Raw genomic sequence first — 13,196 nt, 5'->3', positions numbered from 1 at the left:
GTTGAACCCCACTGCCAGCGCAGTGGGGAAATTGACGTGGTCTACATGAATCATAACGACATCGGTTTTCGAGCCAACTCCCGCGCTGGCGTATTCACTACCAGCAGACCTGCCACGATCAAAGCCACAACGGCAACATATAATGCAGGCTCCAAACGATGGGTCAGTGCGGTTGATAATGCCGACAACGTAGGGCCGACTAACTGACCAATCGCATAACCGGTAGTCAATAAACCCGCCATGTAACGTGCATGGTTGGGCGCCAGTTCACGGCCATGTTGAATTGAGAGCTGCACCACACTGAGGAAACCGCCACCGGTCAGCAACGCCCCCAACGCTAACCCGGCAACCCCCGGTACAATTTCCGCACTCAATACCCCCAACGCCTGTACCCACAGAGTAATAGCCAAACGCGTCTGGGTCGTCAGTCGGTGTCGGGTTAGAATGCCGAGAATAATCCCCAGGACTGCCGCCCCACCGAAGATCGGCCAAACAAATTGTGCGAAGACACTGCCGGGAAAACGCGCGGCTGCCATTTGCGACAGGAATGTTGCCGGCAGAATATAGCCAAAACCTGCCAAACTGTAGCTCCATACCAGACGCTTCAGCGCCGGCGTTAGCAGCAACGGCTCTGGTGCAACATTCGGGCGATGTAATTCACCGGCCTTCGGCAGGTTGATGCTGATTGCGCCAATCAACACCAGTGCCAATACACCGTACACCATCCAGGCTTGTGACGCTGTCAGCGCCATACTGTGAATACCTACTGCCAGCATGCCGCTGATAAAAATCCCGGCCCCAGGGCCGGCAAACACCGCGGCACTGAGCGCCGGTCGGCCATAGTGTGCCAACCGCTCGTTGGTCCAGGCCGCGACCAAGACCATCGACCAACCACTGGCCCAACCTATGAAAAACCGCACCGCACCATGCCACCACTCCCCCTGCACCCACGCAGAAAGCAGCGTCAAGAGCACCGCACCCCATACGCCCAGCCACAGTCGACGTTCGACATGCCGACTGGCACGCATAGCGTCGTAGGCTCCACACAAATATCCCAAATAGTTGATGGCTGCCACCAACCCAGCACCGGTTAGGGTGAACTGGTGTTCGGCAATCATCAGCGGCACCTGCGGGGTGAAGGCAAAGCGGCCAATCCCCATAGCGACGATCAACGCAATAAAACCGCTCAGGGCAATTCTTATGGCCATGTTGAGTTATCCAAACTGTTAAAAGAAAGTTGCCAGTATCATGCCGCAGCATTACACTTACAAAAACTGAATAATACTCATCAAGTTCATCACGAAAAGAGAAGATCATGGATCTGACCCAGCTCCGAATGTTCTGCAGCGTTGCCGAAACTGGCTCTGTCGCCCGTGCCGCTGAGCAATTGCACCGTGTGCCGTCGAACCTGACCACGCGCCTGCGTCAGCTCGAAGTGGAACTGGGTACCGATCTGTTTATCCGCGAAAAACAACGCCTGCGGCTCTCACCAATGGGTCATAATTTTCTCTGTTACGCCCATCGCATCCTGGCGCTGAGCGAAGAAGCCATGAGCATCACCCACGCCGGTGAACCAGCAGGCAACTTCGCCATTGGTTCAATGGAAAGCACGGCAGCCACCCGTCTGCCCAAATTGCTGGCGGCATATCACCAGCGTTTCTCGCAGGTGTCTCTGTCGCTGACCACCGGAACCTCTGGCGAAATCACGGAACGCGTGCGCGCCGGTACGCTGGCAGCAGCGTTGGTCGACGGGCCGGTTCAATACGACGAACTCAACGGCTGTATCGCCTTTCCCGAACGTATGGTGGTGATCTCCTGCCTCGATCACCTGCCGATCAATAACGCCAAAGACGCCAAGGGTGAAACGTTGTTCGCCTTCCGCGCCAGTTGCTCTTATCGCCTGCGGTTAGAATCCTGGTTCAAGCGCGAAGGTGTGCTGCCAGGCCAAGTCATGGAAATCCAGTCCTACCACGCGATGCTGGCCTGCGTTGCCAGCGGCGCCGGATTGGCGATGATCCCCCATTCTGTACTCAGCCTGCTACCGGGTCATGAACGCGTAAAAGTACATAGCCTGCCGGATGATATTGCCCAAACCGCCACATGGTTGTTATGGCGACGGGATGCCTTTGGCCCGAATGTCCGCGCTCTGAAAGAATTAATTATTGAACAAACCGAAATCGCTATTGTTGAAAACACAGACCCTGTTTCATCGGGTGTTACTGGCATAGCCTGATAAAAATATAGACCCTGATTAATTGGCGTTGCAGTCAGACGACAAGTGTATGAATCCCCAAGAACGTGATTAACGTCAGTGAATTGGAGGTGAGTTCATGTCGCCAACGATGTCGCAGCATCAAGTAAGAAGGGTAGACCACTGGAGACTATGATGAAAATGATCAAAACCCGTGCCGCCGTTGCCTGGGGCCCGAACCAGCCGTTGAAGATTGAAGAAGTCGATCTGATGCCACCGCAAAAAGGCGAAGTATTGGTGCGGATCGTCGCCACCGGCGTCTGCCACACCGATGCCTACACTCTGTCAGGTGCAGATCCCGAAGGCGTGTTCCCGGCGATCCTCGGCCATGAAGGCGGTGGCGTGGTAGAAGCCATCGGTGAAGGTGTCACCAGCGTAGCCGTCGGCGATCATGTGATCCCGCTGTACACCCCAGAATGTGGTGAGTGCAAATTCTGTAAATCCGGCAAAACCAACCTTTGCCAGGCGATCCGTACCACACAGGGTAAGGGCCTGATGCCGGACGGTACAACGCGCTTCTTCAAAGACGGCAAGCCCATCTTCCACTACATGGGCACTTCCACGTTCTCCGAATACACCGTGGTGCCGGAAATCTCACTGGCAAAAATCAGCAAAGAGGCCCCACTGGAAGAAGTCTGCCTGCTGGGTTGCGGCGTCACCACCGGTATGGGCGCAGTGATCAATACTGCCAAAGTGCAGAAAGGCGATACCGTTGCCATCTTTGGCCTCGGGGGCATCGGCCTGTCGGCAATCATCGGTGCACAGATGGCTGGTGCAGGCCGTATCATCGGTATTGATATCAACACCAGCAAGTTCGATTTGGCACGCAAATTGGGCGCTACCGATCTGATCAACCCGAAAGATTACGATAAGCCAATTCAGGACGTGATCGTCGAACTGACCGACGGCGGCGTTGATTTCTCCTTCGAGTGTATCGGCAACGTTAACGTGATGCGTTCAGCGTTGGAATGCTGTCATAAAGGCTGGGGCGAATCCGTGATTATCGGTGTCGCCGGGGCTGGTCAAGAGATCTCTACCCGTCCGTTCCAACTGGTGACCGGCCGCGTGTGGCGCGGTTCCGCCTTTGGCGGCGTGAAGGGCCGTTCGCAACTGCCAGGTATCGTCCAACGCTATATGGACGGCGAGTTCGCTCTGAATGACTTTATCACCCACACCATGGGACTCGAGCAGATTAACGAGGCGTTCGATTTGATGCACGAAGGCAAATCTATCCGTTCCGTTATTCACTTCGATAAAAAATAAGCCAGGAGGCAGAGATGACTTTGTCATTAGAACTTCTCGAAGAGCATCGTATGTTCGGCGGCTGGCAACAGCGCTACCGCCATGCGGCGCAGAGCCTGAATTGCAACATGACTTTCAGCATCTATCTGCCACCACCGCGCGATGATAACCCGCCGCCAGTTCTGTACTGGCTGTCGGGGCTGACCTGCAATGATGAAAACTTCACGTTGAAGGCTGGCGCACAACGCATTGCGGCTGAACTGGGGCTGGTACTGGTGATGGCTGATACCAGTCCACGCGGCGATGATGTCCCCAATGATGAAGGGTACGATCTGGGCCAGGGAGCCGGTTTCTATTTGAATGCCACCCAGGCTCCTTGGGACAAACACTTCCGTATGTACGACTACATCAGCGATGAACTGCCGGCGTTGATTCATCAGCATTTCAGCGTTAGTGATCGTCAGTCGATTTTCGGTCACTCAATGGGGGGACACGGCGCACTGGTGATGGCGCTGCGCAATCCACAGCGCTTCCGTTCGGTATCGGCATTCGCGCCGATCGTTAACCCCTGCCAGGTGCCATGGGGGCGTAAAGCCTTCAGCACCTATTTGGGTGATGACGAAAGTCAGTGGCTGCAATATGACAGTTGCCACCTGCTGGCGAGCGGTGCAGAAAAAATGCCGGTGCTGGTAGATCAAGGGGATGACGATCAATTCCTGGCCGATCAACTACAACCGGCGAAGCTGGCCGAACTGGCACGTCAACGCGACTGGCCGCTGACCTTGCGCATCCAGCCGGGTTACGATCACAGCTATTTTACCATCGCCAGTTTTATTGAAGACCATTTGCGTTTCCACGCCGAACATCTGTTCCGCTGAATAAGTCTAAATAAAGGGGGTTGGCGGTGTATAACTGCCAAATCCCTTACTCGGGATGAGAAGAAACCTTCTCGATACCGTTGAACCAACGGTAGAAGGCTTGCACCAGATTGCAAACTTTCCAGATGCCGAAAAATATCAGCACACCAATGATAACATCGACATAGCGGGTACAGGGTTGCGCTATCAATAATGACGACCGGTGCACCAAAATTTGCCCACCCCAAACACTGATCATGGCGACCAGTGCGTTATTTCTTTGGGTTTTATTACTCATCATTAATCCCTTTTGACAACATAAAATTACCCTTTTACCTTCGGATCCAGCGCGTCGCGTAGCCCATCACCCAGCAGGTTGAACGCCAACACGGTGATAAATATAGCCAGACTGGGGAAAATCGCCACGTGTGGTGCAATCACCATATCCGCTCGCGCTTCATTAAGCATCGCCCCCCATTCTGGCGTCGGAGGTTGCGCCCCCAGGCCAAGGAATGACAGGCTGGCGGCGGTAATGATTGAAGTCCCTATACGCATGGTAAAATAGACCACGATCGACGAAATCGTCCCAGGCAGTATATGTCGCATGATAATGGTCCTGTCAGACGCACCAATGCTGCGTGCCGACTCTATATAGGTCAGGTGCTTCAACACCAGCGTATTGCCTCGTACCAGCCGGGCAAACGCCGGGATGCTGAAAATGGCCACCGCAATGATCACATTCGCCATGCCGCTGCCCATAATCGCCACCACGCCGATTGCCAGCAAAATGCCGGGAAAAGCAAACAGCACATCGCAAATGCGCATAGTGATGCGATCCCACCAGCCTTCGTAGTAACCCGCCAGCAGCCCCAATAGCGTGCCAATAACTCCGCCGACCAGCACTGAGAATACTCCGGCAGCCAGCGAGATACGTGCCCCCATCAGAATACGGCTAAAAATATCTCGCCCCAGGGAATCCACACCCAGCCAATGCACTAACGAAGGGCCCTCGTTCAATCGGTCGTAATCAAAGTAGTTTTCCGCGTCAAAGGGCACCAGATAAGGAGCCAGCAATGCAGCTACCGCCAGCAGCAACACCAACACGCCGGCCAACAGCGCCACGCGTTGTTGCCGGAAACGCCGCCAGAATTCATGCCATGGCGTACGCACCGCGTTAGAATCTATCGTCGGTATCGCTTTCAGTACGGCATTACGTCGCCAATGCTTAATCATCCAGCGTCCTCATTTGTAGCGTATCGCCGGGTTAATTGCCGCGTACAGCAGATCCACCAACAAGTTAATCAAAATAAACTCCAACGAAAACAGCAAAACTTCGGCTTGGATCACCGGATAATCACGCATCTCCACCGAGTCGACCAACAGCCTGCCCAGACCCGGCCAGTTGAATACTTTCTCCACGACGATAGAACCGCCGAGCAAAAAGCCAAACTGTAGCCCCATCATGGTGACCACCGGGATCATCGCATTGCGCATCCCATGCTTGACCACCACCATGGTTTCCCGTACCCCCTTGGCCCGTGCAGTGCGCATATAATCCTCTTGCAACACTTCCACGAATGAAGCACGGGTAAACCGCGCCATCACCGCTGCCACTGCGGCGCCCAACGTGATGGAAGGCAAAATATAGTGCCGCCAGCTGTCGGCACCCACCGTCGGCAACCAACCCAGATTGACGGAAAACACCTGCATCAGCAGCATGCCGAGTGCAAACGCAGGGAATGAAATCCCAGAGACAGCCAGCGTCATACCAAGACGATCGGGCCATCGGTTACGCCACACCGCGGAGACCATGCCAATCCCCATACCGAAGATCGTCGCCCATAGCATGCTGGTCAGGGTCAGCCACAAAGTCGGCAGAAAACGCGAACCGATTTCTTCGCTCACTGGGCGCTTGGATACCATCGAGGTACCGAAATCCCCCTGCAACGCATTGACAAAAAAGTGTACAAACTGTTGAGGTAATGGCTTATCCAGCCCCAAATCCTTACGGACCAATTGCACCACCGCGTCGTCGGCCTCCGGCCCTGCTGCCAATCGCGCCGGGTCACCAGGCAACATATGGACGAACAGAAACACCAGCACCGCAACAATCAGTAGCGTCGGGATCAGGCCCAGAAGTCGTTTCAGAAAATAATTAAGCATCTCGCGTGAGTCCCCTCACCCCGCCCTCAACGAGAGCGGGGATGGGTGCCTTATTTAAGGTCGGCATTGTCAAAGTTGAACGAGGTATCTGGCATCACATAGAAACCACTCAACTGTTTGTTATTGGCCGACAGCAGACGTTCTGTCGCCAGGAAGATCCACGGTGCGTCAGCCCAAATACGATCCTGCGCGTCCTTGTACAGCTTTTGCTTTTCGGCACGATCGGTGGTTGCCAGCGCGCTGGTCAGATCCTGATCCACCTGCGGATTGCTGTAGAACGCCGTGTTGAACTGCTTAGGCGGTGCGGCCTGGGTAGAGAACAACGGCGACAGTGCCCAATCCGCCTCACCGGTTGACGCAGACCAGCCGGTATAGAACATGCGTACGCCGGTGTCTTTCACCCCAACACTTTCTACCTGCGCTGCGCGCTGGCCGGCATCCATCGCGGTTACCGTCACTTTCACCCCAACCTGCGCCAACTGTTGCTGAGCAAACTGCAGTACTTTTTGCGCAGTGCTGTGGTTATGAGAAGACCACAATGTGGTCGTGAAACCGTTCGGATAGCCAGCCTCTTTCAGCAGTTCGCGTGCCTTGGCTGGATCGTACGGCCATGGTTTGTAACGGGTAGCAAAGTCGATTGCCGGTGGCACCGGGCCTTCTGCCGGTACCGCGTAACCGGAGAACGCCACTTTGATCAACGCATCTTTGTTGATGGCGTAGTTTAGCGCCTGACGTACCTTCAGATTATCAAAAGGTTTTTGAGTCACATTCAGGCTGATATAACGCTGCAGGATCGAGGGCGCTGCCACCAGATCAAGCTTGGTATTGCCTTCCAGCACCTTGGCCTGCTCATAAGGGATCGGGAAGGCAAAGGTCGCCTCACCGGTTTGCAACATCGCTGCTCGAGTGTTGTTGTCCACTATCGGTCGCCAGGTGATGCTGTCGAGCTTCGGTAGCCCCGGTTTCCAGTAGCCATCAAACTTCTTCACCTTAACAAAATCGGTCTGGTTCCAGGTCACGAACTGATAAGGGCCGGTGCCGACCGGATGGAAACCGATCTCTTTACCGTATTGTTTCAGTGCCGCCGGGGAAATGATCACCGCAGCCGGGTGCGCCAGATTGTTGATAAACGCGGAGAACGGCGCTTTCAGCACGATCTTCACTGTAGTGGCATCCACCACCTCGGTTTTGTCGATCATCTTGAACAGGTTGTAGCGTTTGAGATGATTGTCCGGGTTACTGGCACGATCCAGGTTCACCTTCACCGCTTCGGCGTTAAAGTCAGTACCGTCATGGAATTTCACCCCCGGATGCAGTTTGACGGTGTAAGTCAGGCCATCCGGACTCACCTCATAGCTGTCTGCCAGCACGTTCACCAGCTTCATGTCCTTGTCGAAACCGAACAGGCCCTGATAGAAGGATTTGGCCACCGCCTGTGACAACGTGTCATTGGCATCATACGGATCAAGTGTGGTGAAGTTGGACGCGACGGCGATCACCGCATCCTTTGCAGCCCAAGCTGGGCCTACGCCCACCGCCGCCAGCAGCACAACGGCCGCTAATGCCTTACGTTTGAATGTGTGCTTCATGGTGCTTGCTTCTCCTGAGGTCACTAAAAGGCACCGGCGATCGGGTGACGGGCAACAAAGTGCCCGGGGCCAACCTGCACCAGCGGTGCGGTAACGGGTTCATCACCCAATGCGCGGATCGGGCTGGGGATTTCATCTACCAACAACGGCTGGCGTCTGTGAGCATGGGCCGGATCGGCCACCGGCACTGCCGCCATCAGCTTGCGCGTGTAGGCATGCTGGGGATTATTAAACACCGCACGACGTGGGCCGATTTCAACGATTTGTCCAAGGTACATCACCGCAACGCGATGGCTAATACGCTCCACCACGGCCATATCATGGGAAATAAACAAAAAGGCGATGCCAAATTCACGCTGTAAATCGAGCAACAGGTTGACGATCTGCGCCTGAATCGACACATCGAGTGCCGATACTGACTCGTCGGCAATCACGACTTTAGGATTGAGTGCCAACGCGCGTGCAATGCAGATACGCTGCCGCTGCCCGCCAGAGAATTCATGCGGGTAGCGGCGAGCGTGTTCCGGCTTCAACCCGACGCGTTCCAGCAACCAGGCCACCCTTTCTTGTGCTGCCTTACCGCGCATCACGTTATGCACCAACAAGGGTTCCATAATCGAGAAACCGACGGTCAAACGTGGATCGAGCGAGGCGTAAGGATCCTGAAAGATAAACTGAATATCCCGCCGCAGGTGCTGCAATGCCGGGCCTTTCAACTGATTAATTTGGCGGCCGTCAAAGGTGATGGTGCCGCGCTGGCTGTCCACCAGCTTGAGCAGCGAACGGCCGGTAGTAGACTTACCGCAACCTGACTCCCCCACCAAACCCAGCGTTTCTCCGGGATAAAGTTCAAAGCTGACATTTTCCACCGCGTGTACCCGGCGGGTAACACGGTTCAAAATGCCGCTGCGCAGATCAAAGCGGGTGACCAGGTTTTCTACCTGTAGGATCGGTGCCACACCGGGCGGAACGGTATCCTGCGGCCCGCCATTTTCCGTCCCCTTTGGCAACGGAAATTTGGCTGGAAAGTCTTGGGTCGCCATTGAACCGAGCCTCGGTACCGCGGCCAGCAATGCCTGGGTATAAGGCTGTTGTGGGGCAGTAAACAGTTCTCTCACGGCCCCCTGTTCGACGCTTTCCCCTTGACGCATCACCAGTACCCGATCGGCAATTTCCGCCACCACACCCATGTCGTGAGTGATGAAAATCACCCCCATCTGCATTTCCTGCTGAAGCACTCGGATGAGCTGCAGGATCTGCGCCTGGATGGTAACGTCCAGCGCGGTAGTCGGCTCGTCGGCGATTAACAATGCAGGTTTGCAAGATAACGCCATCGCGATCATCACTCGCTGGCGCATACCGCCGGAAAGCTGATGCGGATAGCGGTTAAGCACGTCTTTGGCTTCAGGGATTCGTACCAGATCGAGCATCTGTAAAGCGGCATGTTTTGCGGTACGGTGATCCATTGCCTGATGCAGGCGCAAAGACTCGGCGATCTGTTCACCTACCGGGAATACCGGATTCAGCGAGGTCATGGGCTCTTGAAAAATCATCGCCATATCGGCACCGCGTACCGTGCGCAGCGTACCCTGACGCGCACGGACCAGATCCAGCACTTCACCGTTACGCCGCCGAAATGGCATAGCACCACTGACGATTTGCCCCCCGCCCTGTTCGACCAGGCGCATCAATGCCAGAGAAGTGACAGATTTTCCTGAACCGGACTCACCGACTATCGCCAGCGTTTCACCGCGATCAACATCAAATGACAGGTGACGTACCGCTTCTACGGTGTCGCCTTGTTGGCTAAAATGAATACTCAGATCACGCACCGACAGTACACGCTGTGGTGGCAGCACTAGCCCACTGTCGGCCGCTGGTGGCATCAAGGTCTCGGTCATGCACCCTCCTGGTGATCGATTAGCGATAAATCCCTACCGACGGCGCATCGCCGACATAACCAAAACCGCGGTACATGCCTTCACTATTGAAAGGTAGCGCCACGTTACCGTGACTGTCGATGGCGATCATGCCGCCGCTGCCGCCCATCGCCAGCAGCTTTTCCATTACTACCCGGTCGCTGGCCTGCTGCAGACTGAAGCCGGCATACTCCATCAAGGCAGAAACGTCATAAGCCGACACGCCGCGCATGAATATTTCGCCCGTGCCGGTACTGGACACGGCCACGGTGGCATTATTGGCGTAACAACCGGCGCCGATAATTGGCGTGTCGCCCACTCGGCCTGCTTGTTTGTTCGTCATACCACCGGTCGATGTGGCCGCCGCCAGGTTGCCTAATGCATCCAGCGCCACCGCACCCACGGTGCCGAATTTACGATCGGGATCGATAGGCTCACTGGCCTGTGCTGCACCATCATGATCGAGCAGCACGCGTCCCTGCTCCGCCTGAGCACGGTGCAACTGGTCAAAACGTTGTTGGGTAAAGAAGAAGTCAGGAGAGACCATTTCCAGGCCATGGGCGGCAGCGAATTTCTCTGCGCCCTCAGCGGCGAACAAGACATGCTGGCTATTTTCCAATACCGCGCGCGCAGCCAGCACCGGATTGCGTATCCGACTCACGCATGCCACAGCACCAGCATCACACGTGCGTCCATCCATCACACAGGCATCCAATTCATGCGTGCCCTGATGAGTAAATACGGAACCTTTGCCTGCATTAAACAACGGGCACTCTTCCAGTAGCCTTACGGCTTCGGTAACCGCATCCAATGCGCTGCCGCCTCTGGCCAGAATTTCCTGGCCCGCACCGACAATGCTGGATAACGCCAAAATATACTCGTGTTCCTTTTCAACACTCAGCGCCGCACGGGTAATCGCACCCGCACCGCCATGAATAGCAATCACTGGTTTGCTCATTTGCCTGACACCCTGTGTTAATCCCGCACCGTTCCCGGGCTGATAATTATTTATTTTATCTTTTCCCGACTATATTTAGCCCAGCATTCTATGTAAAGCATTAAGTCATCACTCTGCATTTAGCGTAGCCCGCTTAGATTATTTCGCACATTGAAATAGCTTAATGGAATAAAAACAGAGAGTTAGAACGCACTCAAAATGTCACAAATAACGATTGGGATTTTTGGTAAAAACACCTGGCAGATAGAGAAGTATTATCTAGAGAAATAACCGATATCTCTGAATATCTCGCGGCTACACGTTCAACCTGCTGTTTTTTTGCAGGCTGAACGCAGATGATCAATATTCAGAACCCCGAACCCGGCAACAACAAAAATGCCTCTTCTTCCGGGGTTGAGACGCGGCCTAATATCGCATTACGATGTGGGTAACGACCAAAACGGTCAATAATGGCTTTATGCCGCAATTCAAACTCCAGCTGGTCACCATTATCCAGCTCGGTATACAACACCAGCGCCTGCTGATGAATCAGCGCCGATTCCGAGTGCATAAACGGCAAATAGAGAAAACCCCGTTGTTCCTTGCTGAGTTGCTCACACTCCCCACTGCGGATCGCCTCTTGCGCCAACACCAGCGCCATGCAATCGCTGGCAAATGAACGTGGCGTACCACGGAACAGGTTGCGGCTAAACTGATCGAGCACAATCACCTCCGCCAGCCGCCCCTCAATGGTTTCTCGCCAGTGCGCCAACTCCCCGGCGGCAGCACCATGCCAAATCTCATTAAAACGCGTATGCAGAAGGCGATCAAAATCATCATCCTTTTTGAACCACAAAGCCGGTTCGATCTCATCGAACCAGAAGTCTAATACCTGTCTGTGCATCACTGCCTCCTGTTGTTTACTTCAGCATAGCATCCTTCATAATACCCCTACTTTGCCGAAAATTTCGCGCACCCTGATTACGGAGTTCCCCCAATGGATCATTGTCATACATCCGATCTCATTTCCCTGGAGCAGGCATTAGAGAAGATGCTCAGCCAGCTTTCTCCCCTACAGCAGTCTGAATCCATTGCCCTGACCGCCGCCGCGGGCCGCATTACTGCTGCACCGGTGATATCTCCTATTGATGTGCCACCGTTCGCCAACTCGGCCATGGACGGTTACGCTGTTCGTCTCGCCGATTTGCAGGCTAACACGCCGCTGCCTGTGGCGGGGAAAGCCTTTGCTGGTGCACCGTTCAACGGTGACTGGCCGCTAAATACCTGTATTCGCATCATGACCGGCGCGCCTGTCCCTGCCGGCACAGAGGCCGTAATCATGCAGGAGCAAGCAGAGGTGAGCGATGTCGGCGTACGCTTCACCGCTGAAGTGCAAAACGGGCAAAACATCCGTTTGGCGGGGGAAGATATTCGTCAGGGTGCAGGCGTGTTGCCGGCAGGTGTGAGATTGGGTGCAGCACAGTTACCGTTGTTGGCCTCGCTCGGCGTTGCCGAAGTCCAGGTGATGCGCAAACTGAAAGTCGCGGTGTTCTCTACCGGCGACGAGTTACAACCGGTCGGCCAGCCGTTACAGGCTGGGCAAATCTACGATACCAATCGCTTTGCGGTACGCCTGATGCTGGAACAGCTGGGCTGCGAGGTGATCGACCTGGGTATTATCCGCGATAATCAAGAAGCGCTGCGCGCCGCTTTCGAGCAGGCGGACAGTCAGGCCGATGTGGTGATCAGCAGCGGTGGCGTCTCCGTGGGTGAAGCCGACTACACCAAGCAGATGCTGGATGAATTGGGCGAAGTCAGTTTCTGGAAGCTGGCAATCAAGCCGGGTAAACCTTTCGCTTTCGGTAAATTAAAACATGCCTGGTTCTGCGGCCTGCCGGGCAATCCGGTTTCCGCAGCCCTGACCTTCTACCAACTGGTACAACCCCTCTTGGCAAAACTGGTCGGACACAGCGACTGGCATTTGCCACCGCGTCTAAAAGCACGTGCATTGACGCCATTGAAGAAGGCACCTGGCCGCCTCGATTTTCAGCGTGGTGTGTTTACCAGCAATGTGCAGGGTGAGTTAGAAGTGAGTACCACCGGGCATCAAGGGTCACACATATTCAGTTCGTTCAGTCAGGGTAACTGCTTTATCGTCTTGGAGCGTGAACGCGGCTCTGTTGCTGCAGGCGAAATGGTCGAAATTGAGCCCTTCAACGCCCTGCTGAGGAACTGAAT

General features: G+C 54.9%; 12 protein-coding genes. 4 read left to right on the top strand and 8 right to left on the bottom strand.

From position 1 onward, the window contains the following. Nucleotides 1-50: 50 nt before the first annotated feature. Nucleotides 51-1,208, bottom strand: coding sequence for a YbfB/YjiJ family MFS transporter (locus SGBXF1_RS07625; protein WP_037420218.1), 1,158 nt, complete (start codon nucleotides 1,206-1,208; stop codon nucleotides 51-53). A gap of 107 nt (nucleotides 1,209-1,315) precedes the next feature. Here SGBXF1_RS07625 and ptrR point away from each other — a divergent pair, with 107 nt between their 5' ends. The 3 genes from ptrR to fghA all read left to right on the top strand — a co-directional run bounded on the left by ptrR (nucleotide 1,316) and on the right by fghA (nucleotide 4,371). Beyond that, nucleotides 1,316-2,233, top strand: a complete 918-nt coding sequence (gene ptrR / locus SGBXF1_RS07620; RefSeq protein ID WP_186428099.1) for a putrescine utilization regulator PtrR — start codon at nucleotides 1,316-1,318, stop codon at nucleotides 2,231-2,233. Nucleotides 2,234-2,386: 153 nt separating this feature from the next. Next, entirely contained in the window at nucleotides 2,387-3,514 is a 1,128-nt protein-coding gene (locus SGBXF1_RS07615) for an S-(hydroxymethyl)glutathione dehydrogenase/class III alcohol dehydrogenase (protein ID WP_037420225.1), read from the top strand. 14 nt (nucleotides 3,515-3,528) lie between these two features. Then, entirely contained in the window at nucleotides 3,529-4,371 is an 843-nt protein-coding gene (gene fghA, locus SGBXF1_RS07610; protein WP_061807076.1) for an S-formylglutathione hydrolase, read from the top strand. Nucleotides 4,372-4,417: 46 nt separating this feature from the next. Here the strand turns inward: fghA and SGBXF1_RS07605 are convergent, their stop codons facing one another. From SGBXF1_RS07605 to SGBXF1_RS07575, 7 genes are all read right to left on the bottom strand, one after another. After that, nucleotides 4,418-4,648, bottom strand: coding sequence for a hypothetical protein (locus tag SGBXF1_RS07605; RefSeq protein WP_037420231.1), 231 nt, complete (start codon nucleotides 4,646-4,648; stop codon nucleotides 4,418-4,420). Nucleotides 4,649-4,674: 26 nt separating this feature from the next. Further along, a complete protein-coding gene (gene gsiD / locus SGBXF1_RS07600; RefSeq protein WP_186428098.1) occupies nucleotides 4,675-5,583 on the bottom strand; it encodes a glutathione ABC transporter permease GsiD in 909 nt (302 codons plus the stop codon). Nucleotides 5,584-5,592: 9 nt separating this feature from the next. Further along, nucleotides 5,593-6,513 (bottom strand): glutathione ABC transporter permease GsiC, encoded by a 921-nt coding sequence (gene gsiC / locus SGBXF1_RS07595; RefSeq protein ID WP_130379846.1) that lies wholly within the window; start codon nucleotides 6,511-6,513, stop codon nucleotides 5,593-5,595. A gap of 50 nt (nucleotides 6,514-6,563) precedes the next feature. Then, a complete protein-coding gene (gene gsiB / locus SGBXF1_RS07590) occupies nucleotides 6,564-8,102 on the bottom strand; it encodes a glutathione ABC transporter substrate-binding protein GsiB (RefSeq protein ID WP_186428097.1) in 1,539 nt (512 codons plus the stop codon). 23 nt (nucleotides 8,103-8,125) lie between these two features. Next, nucleotides 8,126-10,003, bottom strand: a complete 1,878-nt coding sequence (locus SGBXF1_RS07585; RefSeq protein WP_186428096.1) for a dipeptide ABC transporter ATP-binding protein — start codon at nucleotides 10,001-10,003, stop codon at nucleotides 8,126-8,128. Nucleotides 10,004-10,022: 19 nt separating this feature from the next. After that, nucleotides 10,023-10,979, bottom strand: coding sequence for an isoaspartyl peptidase/L-asparaginase family protein (locus SGBXF1_RS07580; protein ID WP_186428095.1), 957 nt, complete (start codon nucleotides 10,977-10,979; stop codon nucleotides 10,023-10,025). Between the two features lie 346 nt (nucleotides 10,980-11,325). Continuing rightward, nucleotides 11,326-11,862: a DUF924 family protein gene (locus SGBXF1_RS07575; protein ID WP_186428094.1), complete on the bottom strand. Its 537-nt coding sequence runs from the start codon at nucleotides 11,860-11,862 to the stop codon at nucleotides 11,326-11,328. A gap of 93 nt (nucleotides 11,863-11,955) precedes the next feature. Here SGBXF1_RS07575 and moeA point away from each other — a divergent pair, with 93 nt between their 5' ends. Next, a complete protein-coding gene (gene moeA, locus SGBXF1_RS07570; protein ID WP_186428093.1) occupies nucleotides 11,956-13,194 on the top strand; it encodes a molybdopterin molybdotransferase MoeA in 1,239 nt (412 codons plus the stop codon). Nucleotides 13,195-13,196: the final 2 nt, after the last annotated feature.

The organism is Serratia grimesii, from assembly GCF_900186025.1.
Classification (GTDB): Bacteria; Pseudomonadota; Gammaproteobacteria; order Enterobacterales; family Enterobacteriaceae; genus Serratia; species Serratia grimesii.
The sequence above is the reverse complement of the archived record's forward strand: the minus strand, read 5'-3'. Positions and strand labels throughout refer to the sequence as shown.